The sequence below is a fragment of the Aeromonas sp. s5 genome, from assembly GCF_040907865.1.
Lineage (GTDB): Bacteria > Pseudomonadota > Gammaproteobacteria > Enterobacterales > Aeromonadaceae > Aeromonas > Aeromonas dhakensis.
The window spans coordinates 485,665-504,387 of sequence record NZ_JBFOCO010000023.1 but is presented as its reverse complement, the minus strand read 5'-3'; the positions used below and the strand labels follow the sequence as shown (position 1 = coordinate 504,387).

Here is an 18,723-nt window from a genome sequence, read left to right as displayed (position 1 = left end):
TTTTGCTGCCGGCGGGGCTTCATATGGCCTGTGACAGCAGGCACAATGCTGGAGAAACCCAATTCCAAGGAGAGCAGGATGCAAAAGCAATTGGTCGTGACCGTGATCGGAGCGGACAAGCCCGGTATCGTCGAGAGTCTGGCGGACGTCATCAGCCACCAGCAGGGCAACTGGCTGGCCAGCTCCATGAGCGAGCTGGCGGGACAGTTTGCCGGCATCCTGCACGTGAGCGTGCCTGACGAGCACTACCGCAGCCTGTGCGAGGCACTGGCTATGCTGCCCGGCCTCACCGTCAGCTTCGCCGAAGGCCAGCTCAGCCAGGAGCCGGAGCGGCAGGTGATGGTCAGCGTCACCGGCAACGACCGGGCCGGCATCGTCCACGAGGTGGCCAGCATCTTGCGCCAGCTCAACGTCAACGTGGCCGACCTCACCACCGGCTGCGAGCCCGCCCCCCATTCCGGCGCCCCGCTCTTCTACGCCCACGCCCTGGTGGCGCTGCCGCCCCGGCTCGAACTGGGGGATCTCATCAGTGCGCTGGAGTCCCTCTCCGACGATCTGGTGGTCGACATCGACCAGGCCTTCATCGACTGAGCGGATGGTCATCAATCTGTCATATTTCCACGCCATAACTGCCGCGCAGACGCGACCTGACCACAGAGGCATCACATGAGCACCGACAAGCAGTATGAAGAGAAGGAGCTGAGTTGGCTCTCATTCAATGAACGGGTGTTGCAAGAGGCGATGGACAAGACGGTCCCGCTCATCGAGCGGGTCCGTTTTCTGGGGATCTTCTCCTCCAACCAGGACGAGTTCTTCAAGGTACGGGTGTCGGACGTCAAGCGCCGCATCCTGATCAACGAGGTGCACGGCGGCGACGACGAGGCCAAGGTGTTGCTGCGGGCCATCCAGCAGAAGGTGATGGCGCTCGGCGAGGCGTTCGACAACACCTACAAGGAGCTGCTGATCGCGCTGGCCCGCCACAACATCTTCCTGGTCAACGAGAACCAGCTCTCCGAATCCATCCAGCAGTGGCTGCGGGTCTTCTTCAAGGAGAAGGTGCTGCGCCACATCATCCCGATCCTGCTCAACAAGGAGGTCAACCCGGTCAAGTTCCTGAAAGACGAGTACACCTACCTGGCCATTGAGATGAAGAAGAACGGCCAGGTGATCCAGTACGCCCTGGTGGAGGTGCCGACCGACGATCTGCCCCGCTTCTTCCAGCTGCCGCCGGAGGGCACCCGCCGCAAGAAGCAGATCATCATCCTGGACAACGTCATCCGCTTCTGTCTGGACGAGATCTTCAAGGGCTTCTTCGACTACGACGAGATTGCCGCCTACGCGGTCAAGCTGACCCGGGATGCCGAGTATGACCTCTCCGACCAGCTCGACCTCAGCCTGGTGGACAAGATGAGTGATGGCTTGAAACAGCGTCTCACCGCCATGCCGGTGCGCTTCGTCTACGAGCGGGAGATGCCGGCGGCCATGATAAGCTTCCTCAAGCTCAAGCTGCAGATCAGCTCCTACGACGCCATCATGCCGGGCGGGCGCTATCACAACTTCAAGGATTTCATCGGCTTCCCCAACGTGGGTCGGGACTATCTGGAGAACCCCAAGCTGCCAGCGCTCGATTGCCGCGACTTCGACGGTTTCGTCAACGCCTTCGACGCCATCACCAAGCAGGACATACTGCTCTACTACCCGTACCACAAGTTCCACCACTTCACCGAGCTGGTGCGCCAGGCGGCGTTCGATCCGGCGGTGAGCGCCATTCGCATCAACATCTACCGGGTGGCCAAGAAGTCGCGCATCATTCACTCCCTGATCGATGCCGCCAACAACGGCAAGAAGGTGACAGTGGTGGTGGAGCTGCGGGCCCGCTTCGACGAGGCGGCCAACATCGACTGGGCCAATATCCTGACCAATGCGGGGGTCAAGGTGGTGTTCGGGGTGCCGAGCCTCAAGATCCACTCCAAGCTCTGCCTCATCACCCGCCACGAACATGGCGAAGCGGTGCGCTATGCCCATATCGGCACCGGCAACTTCAACGAGAAGACCGCCAAGATCTACACCGACTTCTCCCTGCTGACCCGCCACCCGGACATCACCGCCGAGGTGGAGAGCGTGTTCGAATACATCGAGTATCCCTACCGGCGCTACAAGTTCAATCACCTGCTGGTCTCCCCCATCAACAGCCGCCGCCAGCTCTATCGGCTCATCGACAACGAGCTCACCAACGCCAAGGCGGGGCAACCCAGCGGCATCACCCTCAAGATCAACAACCTGGTGGACAGGGATCTCATCAACCGGCTCTACGCCGCCGGCCAGGCCGGGGTGCCCATCCAGATGATCATCCGCGGCATGTGCGCCCTGCGCCCCGGGGTGCCGGGTCTTAGCGACAACATCCGGGTCATCAGCATCATCGACCGCTTCCTCGAACATCCGCGGGTGATGGTGTTCCACAACCGGGGCAACCCCCAGCTCTATATCTCCAGCGCCGACTGGATGAGCCGCAACATCGACGGCCGCATCGAGGTGGGCACCCCCATCTACGACGAGCGCCTCAAGCAGCGCATCCTGGATATTCTCGAGCTACAACTGAGTGACACCTGCAAGGCGCGGGTCATCGATGCCGACCAGAAGAACGAATACGTGAAGCGGGGCAACCGCCGCAAAATTCGCTCCCAGGTCGCGATTTACGACTACCTCAAACGCATAGAGTCAAACAATGGACAATAGCCTGTACGCCGCCGTCGATCTCGGCTCGAACAGCTTTCACATGGTGATCGCCCATCTCAGCGAGGGGCGCTTTCGCATCGTCGATCGCATCAAGGAGCGGGTGCGGCTGGCCGAAGGGATGGATGCCCACAAGCGGATGAGCCCGGAGGCGATGGCTCGCGGCCTCGCCTGTCTGTCGATCTTTGCCGAGCGGCTCACCAACATCAATCCGGATCAGATCCGCATCGCCGGTACCTACACGTTGCGCCGCGCCAGCAATGCCCGCGAGTTTGTGAGCGAGGCGGCCAAGGTGCTCAACCACCCCATCGAGATCATCAGCGGCCAGGAGGAGGCGCGTCTCATCTATCAGGGGGTCGCCCATACCCAGCACATCGAGGGACAAGTGCTGGTGGTGGACATCGGCGGCGGCAGCACCGAGCTCATCATCGGCGAAGGGTTCGAACACAAGGCGCTCACCAGCCGCAAGATGGGCTGCGTCAGCTTTACCCAGAGCTTCTTTGCCAACGGCAAGCTCGGCGAAAAAGCCTTCAACGGCGCCGTGCTGGAGGCTCAACACCAGCTCGCCCCCATCATCAACCAGTACCGCAAGCTGGGCTGGCAGAGCTGCCTCGGCAGTTCGGGATCGATCCGCACCGTGCGCGATGTGCTGCAGGGTGAGGGCTGGACCGACGGCAGCATCACGCTCGCCGGGCTGGAGCAGCTCAAACGGGAGATGCTGGCCCACAAGCGGGTCGGCGATCTCAAGCTGGCCGGCCTCACCGAAGAGCGCCAAGAGGTGTTTGCCGCCGCGGTCGCCATCCTGATCGGGCTCTTCACCTCCCTGCCCATCGAGCGGATGGAGTACTCCGACGGCGCCCTGCGCGAAGGCTTGCTGTATGAGTTCGAGGAGCGGCTGCAGCACCACGACATTCGCGAGCGCACCGCCCAGGCTCTCGGCACCCACTACCGGCTGGACCGAAAGCAGGCCGCCCGGGTGGAGCAGAGCGTGCTGACCCTGTTTGATGACCTGCAGGTGCCATGGCAACTGCCGGTAGAGCCCTATCGCGCCATCCTCGGCTGGGCGGCGCGGCTGCACGAGATTGGCCTTGCCATCAACTACAGCGGCATCCACCGCCACTCAGCCTATATCCTGCAGCACACCGATCTGCCCGGCTTCAACCAGGACGATCAGGCCCTGCTGGCGGCCCTGGTGCGCTTCCAGCGCAAGGGGCTCAAGCTCGCCGAGCTGCCCGCCCTGCCCAACCACGACGAGCAGACGGTGCTGCGCTGCATCCGCATCCTGCGCCTCGCGGTGGCCGCCCACCACAGGCGTCAGGACAACCTGCTGCCCGAGTGGAAGGTCGCGGCGCAAGGCGACCAGCTGGTGGTGACCCTGCCGCTCGACTGGTGCGAGGAGAACAAATTGCTGATGCAGAATCTGGAAAAGGAGCATCGCTACTGCCAGGAGCAGGGCTGGCCGCTGCTGTTCCAGCTCGGCTGAGCGCGGGCGACGGATGCAAAAAAGGCAGCCCATGGGCTGCCTTTTGCGTTTTCTCAGATGGCGACTTACTGCAGCTCGGGCAGCAGCAGCTTGGCGATCTCGAAGTAGATGATGAGACCGGTGCCGTCCACCAGGGTGGCGATGAAGGGGGCGGACACCACCGCCGGGTCGATGCGAAAACGACGCAGCACCATGGGGATCACCGAGGCGACGGTGGCGCTCCACAGCACGATGGCGATGATGGTCAGGGTGACAACCATGCCGATCTGGGGGCCAACCCCCAAGCTCCAGGCCCGCACCCAGGCCGCCAGGGCGATGGCGGCCGAGATGAGCAGACCGGTGGAGATCTCTTTTTTCAGCACGGTGCCGAGGTTGCGCAGGCTCACCTCCCCCACCGCCATGGCACGCACAATCGTGGTGGTGATCTGGGTGCCGCTGTTGCCGCCGGTGCCGATCAGGAGCGGGATGAAGAAGGCCAGCGCGATGGCGGCCTCCAGCTGCTCTTCAAACGCCCGCAGCACGGTACCTGTATAGGCTTCGGCCACGAACAGGATCAGCAGCCAGCCCACCCGCTTGCGCCACAGTTGCCAGGGGGTCGCCTGCAGATAGGGAGTGTCGAGCGGCGAGGAGCCACCCTGCATCTCCGCATCCTCGGTGGATTCGAGCTCCAGGATGTCGGCTGCATCGTCCACGTGGAAGATGCCCACCAGCTTGCCCTGATCCTCCACCGGCAGGGTCGAGAGGTCACGATCGATCAGCAGGCGGGCGGCCAGCTCCTGATCCGCCCGAGCGTTGATGCGCACCACCTCCCGGTCCATCAGCTCGCTCACCGGCAGTTGCGGGTCGGCAATCAGCAGGGATTTGAGCGAGATGCTGCCGAGCAGGCGTTTGTCGTTGTTGACCACATAGAGGTTCTGGAACAGCTGGGCGTTGTCCCAGGCATCGTGGATCAGCTGCTTGGCACTGCCCACCGTCTCCTGATCGCCGATGGCCAGAAACTCGTGGCGCATGTTGGCGCCCACCGATTCGGTCGGCCAGTCGAGCAGGGAGTAGAAGGTGGACTGTACCTGCTCCGGGAAGCGGGCAAGCAGCATGGTGCGATCACTGCTGCCCAAGCGGCGCAGAATGGCCAGCATGTCGCGCCGTGGCATGGCCCCCTGCAACAGGCTGACGATGCTGACATGCAGTCGCATCAGCAGCCGGCCGGCACAGTCTGCCGACAGCGAGCCGAGCAATGCAGCCCCCTCGTTGATGGGCAGGGTATCGAAGATGCAGTTGAGCTCTTCCGGACGCAGGGTCAGCAGTTGATCGGCGCGCTGAACCGGATCCAGGTTGTGCTCCAGCCAGCCCTGCAGGGCGGCCAGATCGAGCAGTTGGTGACGATTGAGTAGTGTCTGTGTTTTCTTCATCACAAATGACCTCATGTGATTTCAGGCAAGCCTGAGCGCGAACGGTGATCCGTCGCCGTCTGAAAGAAAACAGCAATTTGATTGACGAGTAATAGGCAGGAAATGACGCCGTCCGGCGTGTCATCATCCCCACGTACCAGCTTTAGCACTGCATAACGTATCCGGCATGCCGGAAGCCACTTGGGTTTACACCTTAATCCGATGAAAACTGTCCTGATCTTGGGCGTCTCTGGACGTCGTGAGATCAGTGGCCTGTGTTTATACAGGAGCCTCGCCTAACGAGATGCTGCAAATAGTCGCACAACCCTCTGTTGTGCGGGCAGCATGATTATCGAACGCTCAATAGGAGTCAACCCGGGGCAAGGGGCTAAATGGCCCATGGCAACAGCTTGTTACAATTGGTTGGCAAGGGGAGTTGAATGAGGACAAAAAAACGGAAGAAAGGGGCTGGAACGGCAACCATCGCTTGCGGCCAGCCAGAGCCGCAAGCGATGAGAAAAGCTCAGCGGATGTAGTCGAACAGGGTCAACTTGCTGATCTTGCTGAAGGAGAGCTGGGTGGCGCTCAGGGCCGCATCCTCTTTCGACAGGGTGGCGATCACCTCATAGAGATCCGCTTCGGAGACCTTGGCCCTGGCCTGCTGGTTGAGGGTACTCAAGCCTTCGTTCGAACCCATCACCTGCTCCAGCCCGTTCATGCGCCCGCCGATCTCCCCCAGCCCCTGATCCACGTTCAGACGGGCATTCTTCATGTGGGCGGTGGCATCCGCCACCTTCAGCTGGAAGGTATCCGGCGTGATGTTGGGATCCCGCAGCGCCGTGATGAAATCGGACATGCCATCGAGGATGTTGTTGTTCTGGGGCGGATCCAGCACGAAGTTCTGCGCCGCGCCCCCCGCCGGCAGCGACAGAGTCAGCTCCAGCCCGTTGAAGGGGATCTTGTTGCCCGCCACATAGTCGCCGCTTTGCAGCAGGGTACCGCCGCCATCCCGGATCTCGTAGGTATCCGGCGTGCCGGCGATGGTGTTCACCGTGTACTGGTTGCTGGCGAGCGAAGGGTCGTAATTGTTGCGGTAAAAACTGTCGAAGTGGCCCTGATCGGCCACCCCGACCTGAATATTGGCGCTGGCCGCGCTGCTGGTACGACGGGTCGGCACGATTTCGAACAGGTTGAAGCCCGAATCGTTGGCGGCAATCTGCACCGTCGGTGACACCTGGATCTTGCGCTGACCGGTATCCCCCTGAAAAATGTAGTTGCCGCTGGCATCCTGAATGAAGGGCTGGGTCTTGCTCTGGTTGCCGCCGAAGATATATTCGCCCTGGGAGTTCTTGCTGTTCATCAGGTCGAACATCTGCTTTTGCAGCCCCTCCAGCTCGCTGGCGATGGCCTGGCGATCCTCGTACCCCACCGCCGAGTCGTTCGCCTTCTGGATCAGGGTCTGGGCGCTGGTCATGGCGGTGTTGAGGGCGGTCAGCACCGTCTCCTCGTGGCCCAGGCTGTTTTCCAGCAGGCTGCCGTTGACCCCGTACTGCTTGAAGAGATCGATCTCCTTGGTCAACGCCAACTTCTGGCTCATGCCGGAAGGGTCCTCCCCCGCCGTCTTGAACTTGTTGCCGGTCATCAGCTGTTCATAAGCCGTGCTCAGCCGCTCGTTGGCGCCGTTCAGCGAGGTGATGTTGCGGTCATAGACCATGTTGGTGGTGATACGCATCGGGTTACCTCACTGATGACAGCAGGGTGTCGAAGATGGTCTTGGCGGTGCTGACGATCTGGGCGGAGGCGGCATAGGACTGCTGATAGCGGATCAGGTTGGCCGCCTCCTCCTCCAGACTGACGCCGGAGACACTCTCGAAAATCTCCCTGCTCTGGGTCAATTTCGTTTCATCGGCCTTGAGCTGGCTCTTGGCCTGGCTGGTGGTGTTGCCCACCCCGGTCACCAGGCTGGAGTAGGCCTCGTTGAAGGTCATCTTGTCGTTGCTGGTGCCGGCGTTGCTGCTCTTGCGCACCAGATCCTTGTTCTGCAGTTCGGCCAGCGCCAGGCCGTTGGCGTTGTCGGCAAAGCCGTCGGTGTTGTAGCTCAGGGTGAAGCTGTCATTGGCTTCCACCTTGCCGGTGATGCTGAACTCATAACCCGGGGTCTGGGTCGGAGTGGCATACACCTTGGGGCCACCAAGCGGATTCTCGAGGGCCGCCATCAGGTTCTGCCCCTGGCTGGCGGCGGGGGCAACCCCGATCAGGGTGGTACCGTCCGCGGCATAGACCTGGTAGTTGCCGCTGCCATCTATCTTCACCACCTGGGGTGAGGCCGGATCCAGGCTGTTGGTGCCAAAGCCGGAACCGGCGCCGGTATTGGTGATGCCAGTGAGCTTGATCTCGCCCGAGCCGAAGTTGTTCTTGCCTTTATCCGCCTTGAGCGGCGATGCCAGCGCCAGATCTTCGGCCCGGGTCACCAGCTGGCCCAGGCCGGCAGCCGCCCGCTTGGTGGGTTGCAGCAGGATCCTGTCCCCCGCCGCCGGCGTGCCGGAGAGATCGAACTGGATGCCGTGCCCCGCCACCTGCACGGTGGCGGGTGGCGTGGTGCCAGTGGCCAGCGAGGTGCGGTTGCCATCCTTGTCCACCGAGAACACCTCGTAGCCGGTGGCACTGCTGAACTGCACCTCGTAGTCGAAGGTGGTCACTTCCGTCCCCTTGCCGGGCACGAAGCTCACCTTGGCGGTAGCGTTGCCGGTATTCTGGCTGTAGGGCAGGCCATCGCTCGTGCCGAGAGAGAAGAGATCCCCCCCCAGCTCGTTGTCCAGATCCATCCCCAACCTGTTTTGCTGGTTCATGGCATCCGCCATGGCGGCCGCCAGCTGACCCAGCTCGCGCTTGGCCGGCTCCAGATCGTTGCGGGCGGAGAAAAGCCCCCCTATCCCGCCGCCTATGTCCTTGTCATTGAGGGCGACCTTGTTGGGGTCCATGACCAGCTGCAACTCGGACTCACGGGCATCGGGATTACCCGGCACCACGCTGAGCTGGGCAACGCTGCCGTTGAGCACCAGGGAGTGGCCGGTGCTCATGTTGACCAGCATGCTGCCGTTGTCCTGCGGCACGGTGCGGATCTCCATCTTCTCGGAGAGCTGGCGAATGGCCTCGTCCCGCTGATCGAACAGCATCAGGTTCTCTTCCGGCGTGCCCTGGGTGCGAATGATAGCCTGGTTCAGATCGTTGATGCTGTTGATCAGGCTGTTCACTCGCTTGGCTTCGTCACCGATGGTGGTGTTGATGGTGTCGGTCTGCTTGTCCAGCTGGGCCGACAGGGTATGAAAGCGGTTCACCATGCCACTCAGCCCGCTCAGGGTGGTCTTGCGGCCCGAGATGTCGGCGGGTGCTTCGTTGGCGGTATGGAATCCTTCGAAATAGGAGCTGATGGCGGCACCGACGCTGTTGCTGGTGTCCCCCAGCAGGGTATCGGTGTTGGCAAGCTGCTGATAACGGGTGGAAGAGGCATAGAAGGCCGAAGTGTCGCGTCTGACCTCCCCCTGGGCATAGGCGTTGATGACCCGCTCGGTCAGCATGTCCCCGGTGCCGAGTCCGTTGGCATTGGTATAGATCAGGGTACGTTCACGCACATAGCCCTGGCTATTGACGTTGACGATGTTGTTACTGGTGGTCTGCAGCAGCCGCTGCTGGGCCATCACACCCGAGGTACCAATTCCAAGCAGATCGCTTGCCATGACTTACAGCTCCATTTCTGTCGTGTTGGTCGCGGAGTAGCCGGCAATGGCATCACTGCGCAATACCTGTTTCAGTTTCCTGGCATAGTGCGGGTCGGTGGCGTATCCGGCCTGTTGCAAGGCTTCGAAATAGCGATCCGGACTGTCCACCTTGGCCAGTGCCCCCTTGTAGCGGGAGCCCGATGTCAGGAAATCGACATAGTCGTTGAAGCTCTCTTCGAACGACTCGTAAGAGCGAAACGCGGCCTTCTGGCGCGACGCCACTCCTTTTTCATATTCCAGAGTGCTGACCACTGTCTTGGGTCCTTCCCAGCGCGGGTCGGCCTTGATGCCGAACAGGTTGTGGGTCACTTGCCCCTCCCCATTCTTGATCACCCGTTTACCCCAACCACTTTCCAGTGCGGCCTGCGCCACCAGCACCGCCGGGCTCAACCCCAGCTTGGCGGCCGCCTTCTTGGCCAGCGGCATCAGCCGGTCGACAAACTCTTCAGGGGAGTCGAACACCTGTGCGGTATCGTCCAGCGCCTTGTGACTGCGCATGCCGTGTGCCTCTGCCGCCGGCCCCATGGGCGGTACGGTTCGGCGGGTACGATGCAGCGCTGCCTGAGGCTGGGTATCCCCTTGCATCTCTTTCTCAGCAAAATCTTTGCCAACTTTTGAGGCGGAGATGAGATCGTTGGCGGCGGAGGTGGGCGGCTGATAGGGTTTGTAGACCCGCTCGGTACGCTGGGGCATCTTGAGCACCCGCCCGTCATGATGGGTGAAGGTCTCCGGCGAGAGCTGCTTGGCCACCATGGCGGCCAAGCCTATCCCCCCCTTGCTCGACATGTCGGCGACCCGCTGCTCATCCAGCATCCCTTCGTAGAACTGGGTGTAGCTGCTGTTGAAGGGGCTGTCCTGGGTCAGCACCTGGTTGGCCTGGCGCATGCTCTGGAACAGGGTCTGGGTGAAAATGGACTCGAACTGGCGGGAGGCGGCCATCAGCGCATCCGCTTTCCCCTCCTTGCTCTGGCTCAACTGGCGCAGGCGATCCAGGTTCTGGATATCCTGTACCATGCCCAGATTCACGCCGCCGTTGTTATCTAACTCTGCCATTTTGCTTACCTCATTGCCGCCCGTGGCAACCCCTTGCCGCTTGTTGATTACAGTATGACCAGCTGGCCTTCGATGGCGCCAGCCTGCTGCAGCGCCTCCAGGATCGCCATCAGGTCGCCGGGTGCCACCCCGACCTGGTTCACCGCCCGCACCAGATCATCCAGGGTCGCCCCGGTATCCAGCTTGAACATGCGCCCCTGCTCCTGCTGCACATTGATGGTGGAGTTGTTCGTCACCGCCGTCTGGCCACCCGAGAGCGGATTGGGCTGGGACACCTGCTGATTCTCCGCGATGGTGACCGTCAAGCCGCCGTGGCTGATGGCCGCCGGCTTGAGCCGCACCTGGCTGCCGATGACGATGGTGCCGGTACGGGAGTTGACGATGATCTTGGCCGCCTCGGTGGCCGGATCCACCTCCAGGTTCTCGATGGTGGCGAGATAAGAGACCCGCTGGCCCGGATCCCGCGGCGCATAGACCTTGACCGAGGTGGCATCGAGTGCCTGCGCGGTGTTGGGGCCGACCAGATCATTGACCACGTCGGCCAGCCGGCGCGCCGTGGTGAAGTCGGGACGATTCAGGTTGAAGGTGATGGTATCCCCCTGGCTGAAGGAGTTCGGAACCTCCCGCTCCACGGTGGCCCCGTTGGCGATGCGGCCGACGGTGGGCGTATTGACCACCACCTTGGAGCCGTCAGCCCCCTCGGCCCCTAGCCCGCCAACTACCAAGCTGCCCTGCGCTACGGCATAGACCCGGCCATCCAGCCCTTTCAGGAAGCTTTGCAGCAGGGTGCCGCCACGCAGGCTCTTGGCCTCACCGATGGCCGATACGGTCACATCTATGGTCTGTCCCGGTTTGGAAAAAGGGGGCAGATCGGCATGGATGGCCACCGGCGCCACGTCCTTGATCTTGGGCTTGATGTTGTCCGGCACCTTGATGCCGAAGTTGTTCAGCATGGTGCGAAACGTCTGCTCGGTGAAGGCGTTGCTCTTCTCACCCGTACCGGGCAGACCCACCACCAGGCCGTAGCCGATCAGCTGGTTGCTGCGCACCCCTTCCACCGAGCTGATGTCCTTGATCCGGGAGGCATGAGCCATCCCCAGGGGCAACAGGCAGCAAAACAGGGCAACAAGACGGAGCGACTTCATAACACCTCCTAGAGCGGCCACCAGGGACCATTGAAAAAGCTGGTGAGCCACCCCTGTTCCTGGCTGTTGGCCAGATCGCCGGTACCACCGTAATGGATGCGGGCATTGGCCACCTTCTGGGAGGAGACGCTGTTGTCCGTGGTCACATCCTCGGGGCGGATCATGCCGGTGATCCGGATATATTCATTGCCGTTGTTGAGCATGATCCACTTCTCGCCGCGCACCAGCAGGTTGCCGTTGGGCAGCACCTTGGCCACGCTGACGGAGATGTTGCCCTGCAGGCTGTTGCTCTGATCCGCCTTGGCCTGCCCCTTGAAAGCGCCATTCTGGCCAAGAGAGGCCGACAGATCATAGGGGCCGGCCGTTACCGGCACACCACCCAGCATCGCCGTGTTCATCGTCAGCTTGTTGTCCTTGCCGCTCTGGGTATTGGCCTTCTTGGAGGCAGAGGTGGACTCGGCCAGCTCGATGGTGATGATGTCGCCCACCTTGTGCGCCTTGATGTCCGAGTAGATGCCGTTGACCTGATCGGGCTGGAAAATCGCCCCGGTCGGTCTGACCGAGACCGGCTCCGACTCCCCGTAGACGGGGGCAAACTCGGGATCATCGGGCTTGGGGGTATTGGGGGTGCTGCTGCAGCCCCCCAACACCATCAGTCCCAGCATCCATATGGCTTTCATGGTGCGCCTCCTACTTATGTGCGCTGGATCAGGAAGGACATCATGCCGTCCACCGCCGAGAGAACCTTGGAGTTCATCTCGTACACCCGCTGGGCCTGGATCAGGTTGACCAGCTCTTCGGTCACGTTGACGTTGGAGGTCTCCAGCATGCCCTGCTTGATCACCCCAAGACCGTCCGTGCCGGCCACCCCCTGAATGGGAGCACCGCTGGACTGGGTTTCGACGAACATGTTCTCCCCCATCGGCTGCAATCCGGAGGCATTGACGAAGTCGCTGGTATTGATCTGACCGATGACCTGGGAAGCCCCATCCCCCTTGAGCTGCACCGAGACCTGCCCATCTTCCCCAATGGTGACGCTCTGGGCGTTCTCGGGGATCTGGATTTCCGGCTGCAACGGATAGCCGTTGCCCGGCGTGACTATGGTCCCTTCATCATTGAGGGTGAACTGGCCGTTGCGGGTATAGGCGGCGCTGCCGTCCGGCAGCTGGATTTCGAAATAGCCGCGGCCACTTATCATCAGATCCAGCGAGTTGTCGGTGGTCTGCACGTTGCCCTGGCTGTGGTTCTTCTGAGTGGCCACCACCTTGGCACCCGCCCCCAGCATCAGGCCGGAGGGGAGCTCGGTGTCGGCCGACGAACGACCGCCCGGCTGATTGATGTTTTGATAGAGCAGATCCTCGAAGATGGCCCGGGATTTTTTGTAACCCACGGTGCTGGCGTTCGCCAGGTTGTTCGAGGTAACCGAGATATTGGTCTGCTGTGCATCCAACCCGGTCTTGCTGATCCAGAGTGCAGGGTTCATGTAAAACTCCTTGGTTAGCTGATACGCAGCAGCTGGGTTTGGGCCTCGTCATTCTCTTCCGCGGTCTTCATGATTTTGACCTGGGTTTCGAACTGACGTTGCAAGCGAATAAGGTTGGTCATTTCATCGACCACGTTGACGTTGCTCCCCTCGAGGGAGCCGGCGATGAGGCCCACATTGGCCGACGCAGCTTCATTCTGGCCATCCTTGCGACGGAACAGGCCATCCTGCCCCTTCTCCACCGCATCGGCCGCCGGGTTGACCAGCTTGATACGCTGGTACTCCTCCGGCAGGTTGGGGGCGGCCCCCTCCGGCCGGCCGCTGATGGTGCCGTCCCGGTTGATTTCGATCTTCTCCATCGGCAGCGGCAGCACGATGGGCTGACCGCCGTCGTCCACCACGTTCAGGCCGGTGGAAGTCTGCAGATTGCCGGTGGCACTGAGCTGCAGGTTGCCCATGCGGGTATAGGCTTCACCGCCCTTGGGATCCTGCACCGCAATCCAGCCCGGGCCGTCGACGGCAACGTCAAGATCCCGACCCGTGGTCATCAGCATGCCGTGCTGCAGGTTCTGCCCCGGCCGCTCCGCCATGGCGAACACCCGGGTGGGCAGCCCTTCGCCAAACGCCTGCATGCTGCGCGCCTGCTCGAAGTCAGACTTGAAGCCGGTGGTGTTGGCGTTGGCCAGGTTGTTGCTTCGAACAGCCAGGCTGTTCATGCTCTCCTTGGCCCCGGACATGGCGATGTATAGCAGGTGATCCATGGGATCCTCCGTCAAACTGATGACTCTGACAGAGGAACTGCAATTTGAATGCCAATCCCCATCAAGCTTGTCAGTTACCGCCGCAATCCCCCGCAACAACAGGCAATAAAAAGGGGCGCCGAAGCGCCCCTTGTCGTGCATGCAACCAGACTTAACGGATCTGCAGTATGGTCTGCTGCAGGGAGCTGTTCACTTCCAGCGAACGGGAGTTGGCCTGGAAGTTGCGCTGCGCCGTGATGAGGTTGACCAGCTGGGAGGTCAAATCCACGTTGGATTGCTCCAGCGCAGAGGACTTGATGCTGCCCAGGGTACCCGAATTGGGGGTGCCCGGCAGCGCATCACCTGAGAGCAGAGACTGGCGCCAGGAGGTATCGCCGACCTGGGTCAATCCTTGCGAATTGGCGAACTTGGCAAGTGCCACCATGGCAACCTTCAACGTGGTCGCATTGCTGTAGGTCGCCGACACAATGCCGTCCGGCGTGATCTCCACCTTGGTCAGATTACCGACAGTGGCGCCATCCTGGGTCAGCTTGGTGACGTTGAAAGGCGAGCTGTATTGCGTCACGTCACCGAGACGGATCTCCAGTGTCTGGGTGGGGTCGGCACCGTTGGTGATAATCCCGGCCGCAGTACCAAGCGTAACGGTTTTGATCGGATCTGCCGGAACGGTCAGCGCTGTATCCAGTTTGCCACCGGAGGTAAACGTCATCTGGACGCCGGTGGGGACACCTGCGGCCGGGCTGGGTGAACCACCAGCGATGTCGATGGGCTTGTCCCCCTCATACATGTACATGCTCCAGGTACCCGGGGTCAGCGGTGTTCCCGGGGCAGCCGGATCCTCGTGGCGGACAAAATACTTGGTGATCACGTGGGGGGCACCCAGCGAATCATAAATCGTCACGGAAGTTGAGTGTGCAAAGGTGGCGGAGTTGGTGTGATCAAACGCAGCCGGTGACGTCGGTTTGGTTTTCGACTCGATACTCAGGTTGAAACTGGCTTCCACCAGCTCGGTCATTTTGGGCTCGCCCGCCCGATCCGGAATTTGAATCGGCTTGGTGGCGTTGATGCTGACCGCCTTCGGTGTCCCATCCGTGTTGATTTCATAACCTTGCAGATAGTTGCCCTGATTGTTGACCATATAGCTGTTTTCATTCAGCTTGAAGGCACCAGCCCGGGTAAAGGTACGATCCAGGTTGGTCAGACCGTCCGACGTCACGAAGAAGCCGTTGCCCTGGATGGACAAATCAAGGGCGTTGTTGGTGAATTGCAGCGCCCCCTGATGGAACTGCTGCGCCACCGCCCCCGTTGCCACACCGTTGCCGACCTGGGTCTTGGCATTGACGAAGATGGAGTTGGCGTAGACGTCCGCAAACTCGGCACGAGACTCTTTAAAGCCCGTGGTATTGACGTTGGCAATGTTGTTGGCGGTAACGTTCAGATCTTTTTGTGCCGCGTTGACACCGCTCAAGGCATTGTTAAATGACATATCCAGCTCCTTAGATCGATGCTGTTGGCGTGGTGGTTGATGGTGTTTTCACCGTACCTGCAATCTGCAAGATACTGTTCAAGCTTGTTGTACCGAGGCCTTTCAAATTGAGCTGGGTCGGATTGCTTGCCGAACCCAGGATCACGCTGTCGACCTTGCCGTAGGCAAAGATCGGCACACTCTCCGACTTCCCGTCCACGGTACCGTTTGCCTTGAGGGTGTATTTGCCCTCTTTGGCCGGGTTTCCGTCCTTGTCCTTGCCATCCCATACAATCTCGACGTTGCCCTTCTGGTCACCTTCCAGGGGAAACTCCTTGATGACCTGTCCGCTCTCGTCTTCGATGGTGATCTTGACGTTCGAATACTTGTTTTCTGTGCCCACTGCGACCACACCCGGCAAAGAACCATCTTTTTCCAGATAGCCGACGTTGCTCTGCAGCAAGACGTTTTGCCCCACCAGTGCCGACGCCTGCAGCGCCTGGCTGGAGGTCATCAAGGTATTGAGGCTGCCAATCTGGTTCGACAGGCTGCTGATCCCCTGAGACGTCGACATGGAGGTCATCTGGGAAAGCATCTGGGCGTTGTCCACCGGTTTGAACGGATCCTGATAGGAGAGCTGCATGGTCAGCAGCTTCAGGAACGACTCCTGATCCAGCTCCTTCTTCGGAGTGGTGGTCGTGCCCGTGGTCTGGGTGGAGGTATAGCCAATACCGTTCACACCACTGGTTGTATCTGCCATTTATGCGTCCCCCTGTCAGGACTTGCCGAGGTTGAGCGTCTGCTGCAGCATCTTCTTGGCAGAATCGGCCACCTGCACGTTGGTTTGATAGCTGCGCGAGGCGTTGATCATGTCCGCCATCTCTTCCACCATGTTGACGTTTGGCTTGAAGATGAAGCCATCCTTGTCTGCCATGGGGTGGTTGGGGTTGTACTCCTTGAGCAGAGGGGCATCGCTCTCGACAATGCCCTTCACTTCAACCCCGGCCGACGCCTGCTTGTCCGACATGGCCTGATCCAGCTGGGCGGCAAAGATTGGCCGCCTGGCATGGTAAGTTTTTTCCACGCTGGAGCTCACGCTGTCGGCGTTGGCCATGTTGCTGGCTACCGTGTTGAGTCGAACAGACTGTGCACTCATGGCCGAGCCTGCAATGTCAAAGACCTTGAACAAACTCATCACTGTTCTCCTTTCAAGGCCTTCAGCAGGCCACTGATCTTGCTGTTCATAAATTCAAGGGAGGTCTGGTATTCAAGGCTGTTGCGCAAGAACTCGCTGCGCTCCTGCTGCACGTCCACCGTGTTGCCATCACCGGTATCCGGCTGTAGGGGATTGCGATACTGCGTCACGCCGGGCGCATCCATCTGCAGGGCAAAGTGCTTCTCGCTGGTCGTGGCAAGCCCGAAGCCCTGATGTTGCTGGGCCTCTTCCAATGCTTGCGAGAAGTTGATGTCTCTGGCCTTGAAGCCAGGGGTATCCGCGTTGGCAATGTTGCTGGACAACACCTCGGCACGCTTGGAGCGAACGCTCAGCGTGTATTGATGGATACCAAATGCCTTGTCGAATGAAATTGCCATAGCACACCTCCTGCTTGAGAAATTATTAGCAAGAGGTGTGCCAAGGAAGGATTTAAGCGGAGATCATTTAACCTTGTAGACGATGCCGGGGTTGCAGCGGATCATCTCGAACCTGTCGGTCAAACCGGCCAGCGACTCGGAAGCCCCCAACATCAGGTAGCCGCCAGGATTGAGGCTGGCTGCAAACTGGTTGAGGATCTTCGACTTCACTTCCGGGGCAAAGTAGATGAGTACGTTGCGACAGAAGATGATGTCAAACTTGCCAAGCAGGCTGTAGCTCTCCAGCAAGTTCAAGGGCCGGAAGGTGGTCAATTTTCTGACACGCTCCACCACCCGCATCTTGTTGTCACCATGGGGTTCGAAGAACAGCTTCTTGCGCTCGGGCGACAAACCACGGGCCAGTGCCAAGCTATCGTATACCCCCTCCTTGCACTGATTGAGCATGGTGGTCGAGATGTCCGTCCCCACGATCTGGACGCCACCTGGCAAGGTGCCGGGCTTCTTCATCTGCTGTTCCAGCGCCGTCATGGCGATGGAATAGGGTTCCTGTCCGGAGGAAGAGGCCGCAGACCAGATCTTGATGGGCCGACCGCTCTTGCCCAGTTCGGGAAAGATCTTGTCGGTCAGCAGCTGGAAGGGATAGGTATCGCGAAACCACAGGGTTTCGTTGGTGGTCATGGCATCAACCACTGCCATTTTCAGGTCACGCTCACGCACACTCATCGCTCGAGTAACCAGATCAGACAGACTCTCAATACCAAACTGAGTCATCAAGGGTGAAAGCCGACTCTTGACCAGATACTGTTTGTTGTCACCCAGCACGATTCCGCTCTGTACCGCCAGAAAATTGCTGAATTGTTTGTATAAGTCGTCCGAAAGTGTCTTCATGCAGTTTGTTCTTCTTGATTAGAGTGCGCCTTGTACGGCCTTGGCCAATTCATCCGGCTGGAATTTGGCAATGAAATTGTTCGCACCAACTTTCTGCACCATGGCCTGATTGAACACCCCACTGAGGGATGTGTGCAGAATAACATGTAAGTCCTTGAGATTGGGATTGTTGCGGATCTCTGCCGTGAAAGTATATCCATCCATCTCCGGCATCTCGATGTCCGAGATCACCAGGGCGATCTGATCCTTGATGGGACCGTTTTTGGACATCTCCAGCAACATGTTGAGCGCTTCGCGTCCATCCTTGGCCAGCACGCACTGTACCCCGATGGCTTCGAGGGCGCGCTGCACCTGCTTGCGGGCCACAGAAGAGTCATCGGCCACCAGCACCGGACGTCCCAGGGTCGGGTGTTCTACGCTGGCCTCCACCAGCTCCTGGCTCACTTCGGTCGACACCGGCGAAATCTCGTTGAGGATGCGCTCCACGTCCAGGATCTCGACCAGCTCCCCATCCACCTCGGTGACGGCCGTCATGTAGTTGATGCGCCCAGCCCCTTTCGGTGGCGGCAGGATGGATTCCCAGTTCATGTTGATGATGCGCTCGACCGAGTGCACCAGAAAGCCCTGAATGGAGCGGTTGTATTCAGAAATGATGATGAAACACTTGGTCAGATCCTCGATAGGACGCTTGCCCATCGCCATGCTCAGATCGATGACGGAGATCGTCTGGCCACGAATGTGGGCCACCCCGCGAATGCAGGAGTTGAGCTTGGGCATGACGGTCAAGGGAGGACACTGCAACACTTCACGAACCTTGAATACGTTGATGCCAAATCTTTGACGTCCGTTGAGACGAAACAACAACAATTCCAGCCGGTTTTGCCCCACCAGCTGGGTACGTTGGTTGACCGAGTCCAGGATACTGGCCATAAACACTCCCTAAAAACGCTTG

General features: G+C 60.2%; 17 protein-coding genes and 1 riboswitch. Of the genes, 3 read left to right on the top strand and 14 right to left on the bottom strand.

The window, feature by feature from the left end; all coding sequences use genetic code 11:
- Positions 1-78: 78 nt before the first annotated feature.
- The 3 genes from AB5Y94_RS15025 (at position 79) to ppx (ending at position 4,216) form a co-directional block, all read left to right on the top strand.
- Positions 79-591, top strand: coding sequence for a glycine cleavage system protein R (locus AB5Y94_RS15025; RefSeq protein WP_005302753.1), 513 nt, complete (start codon positions 79-81; stop codon positions 589-591).
- A gap of 75 nt (positions 592-666) precedes the next feature.
- The gene (ppk1, locus tag AB5Y94_RS15020) at positions 667-2,736 is read left to right on the top strand and encodes a polyphosphate kinase 1 (RefSeq protein WP_005302754.1); all 2,070 of its coding nucleotides are present in this window, start codon (positions 667-669) and stop codon (positions 2,734-2,736) included.
- Positions 2,726-4,216 carry an exopolyphosphatase gene (ppx, locus tag AB5Y94_RS15015; protein WP_042051983.1) on the top strand — a complete coding sequence of 497 codons (1,491 nt, stop codon included), beginning with the start codon at positions 2,726-2,728 and terminating at the stop codon, positions 4,214-4,216. The genes ppk1 and ppx overlap by 11 nt, the downstream gene beginning before the upstream one ends.
- Before the next feature lie 65 nt (positions 4,217-4,281).
- Here ppx and mgtE read toward each other — a convergent pair whose 3' ends face one another.
- The 14 genes from mgtE to AB5Y94_RS14945 form a co-directional block, all read right to left on the bottom strand.
- Positions 4,282-5,625, bottom strand: a complete 1,344-nt coding sequence (mgtE, locus tag AB5Y94_RS15010) for a magnesium transporter (RefSeq protein ID WP_017783958.1) — start codon at positions 5,623-5,625, stop codon at positions 4,282-4,284.
- Between the two features lie 120 nt (positions 5,626-5,745).
- A riboswitch (M-box (ykoK) riboswitch) is annotated at positions 5,746-5,915 on the bottom strand.
- A 212-nt stretch (positions 5,916-6,127) separates the two neighbouring features.
- Positions 6,128-7,336, bottom strand: coding sequence for a flagellar hook-associated protein FlgL (gene flgL / locus AB5Y94_RS15005; RefSeq protein ID WP_005302757.1), 1,209 nt, complete (start codon positions 7,334-7,336; stop codon positions 6,128-6,130).
- A 4-nt stretch (positions 7,337-7,340) separates the two neighbouring features.
- Entirely contained in the window at positions 7,341-9,341 is a 2,001-nt protein-coding gene (locus AB5Y94_RS15000) for a flagellar basal body rod C-terminal domain-containing protein (RefSeq protein WP_368206029.1), read from the bottom strand.
- Positions 9,342-9,344: 3 nt separating this feature from the next.
- Positions 9,345-10,436: a flagellar assembly peptidoglycan hydrolase FlgJ gene (gene flgJ / locus AB5Y94_RS14995; protein WP_054544492.1), complete on the bottom strand. Its 1,092-nt coding sequence runs from the start codon at positions 10,434-10,436 to the stop codon at positions 9,345-9,347.
- A 47-nt stretch (positions 10,437-10,483) separates the two neighbouring features.
- Positions 10,484-11,581, bottom strand: a complete 1,098-nt coding sequence (locus AB5Y94_RS14990) for a flagellar basal body P-ring protein FlgI (RefSeq protein WP_010633466.1) — start codon at positions 11,579-11,581, stop codon at positions 10,484-10,486.
- A gap of 8 nt (positions 11,582-11,589) precedes the next feature.
- Entirely contained in the window at positions 11,590-12,261 is a 672-nt protein-coding gene (flgH, locus tag AB5Y94_RS14985; RefSeq protein ID WP_005302761.1) for a flagellar basal body L-ring protein FlgH, read from the bottom strand.
- 14 nt (positions 12,262-12,275) lie between these two features.
- Entirely contained in the window at positions 12,276-13,064 is a 789-nt protein-coding gene (gene flgG, locus AB5Y94_RS14980; protein ID WP_005302762.1) for a flagellar basal-body rod protein FlgG, read from the bottom strand.
- 14 nt (positions 13,065-13,078) lie between these two features.
- Positions 13,079-13,825: a flagellar basal-body rod protein FlgF gene (gene flgF, locus AB5Y94_RS14975; RefSeq protein ID WP_005302763.1), complete on the bottom strand. Its 747-nt coding sequence runs from the start codon at positions 13,823-13,825 to the stop codon at positions 13,079-13,081.
- 151 nt (positions 13,826-13,976) lie between these two features.
- Positions 13,977-15,311, bottom strand: coding sequence for a flagellar hook protein FlgE (gene flgE / locus AB5Y94_RS14970; RefSeq protein ID WP_005302764.1), 1,335 nt, complete (start codon positions 15,309-15,311; stop codon positions 13,977-13,979).
- Between the two features lie 10 nt (positions 15,312-15,321).
- Positions 15,322-16,050, bottom strand: a complete 729-nt coding sequence (locus tag AB5Y94_RS14965; RefSeq protein ID WP_017765626.1) for a flagellar hook assembly protein FlgD — start codon at positions 16,048-16,050, stop codon at positions 15,322-15,324.
- 15 nt (positions 16,051-16,065) lie between these two features.
- On the bottom strand, positions 16,066-16,485 hold the full coding sequence (gene flgC, locus AB5Y94_RS14960) for a flagellar basal body rod protein FlgC (protein ID WP_005302766.1): 420 nt from the start codon (positions 16,483-16,485) through the stop codon (positions 16,066-16,068).
- Positions 16,485-16,883: a flagellar basal body rod protein FlgB gene (flgB, locus tag AB5Y94_RS14955; RefSeq protein ID WP_005302767.1), complete on the bottom strand. Its 399-nt coding sequence runs from the start codon at positions 16,881-16,883 to the stop codon at positions 16,485-16,487. Before flgB ends, flgC begins: the two co-directional genes overlap by 1 nt.
- 63 nt (positions 16,884-16,946) lie before the next feature.
- A complete protein-coding gene (locus AB5Y94_RS14950; RefSeq protein ID WP_005302768.1) occupies positions 16,947-17,771 on the bottom strand; it encodes a protein-glutamate O-methyltransferase CheR in 825 nt (274 codons plus the stop codon).
- 18 nt (positions 17,772-17,789) lie between these two features.
- Complete coding sequence (locus AB5Y94_RS14945) at positions 17,790-18,701, bottom strand: chemotaxis protein CheV (RefSeq protein WP_005302769.1); 912 nt, start codon at positions 18,699-18,701, stop codon at positions 17,790-17,792.
- Between the last annotated feature and the right edge of the window lie 22 nt (positions 18,702-18,723).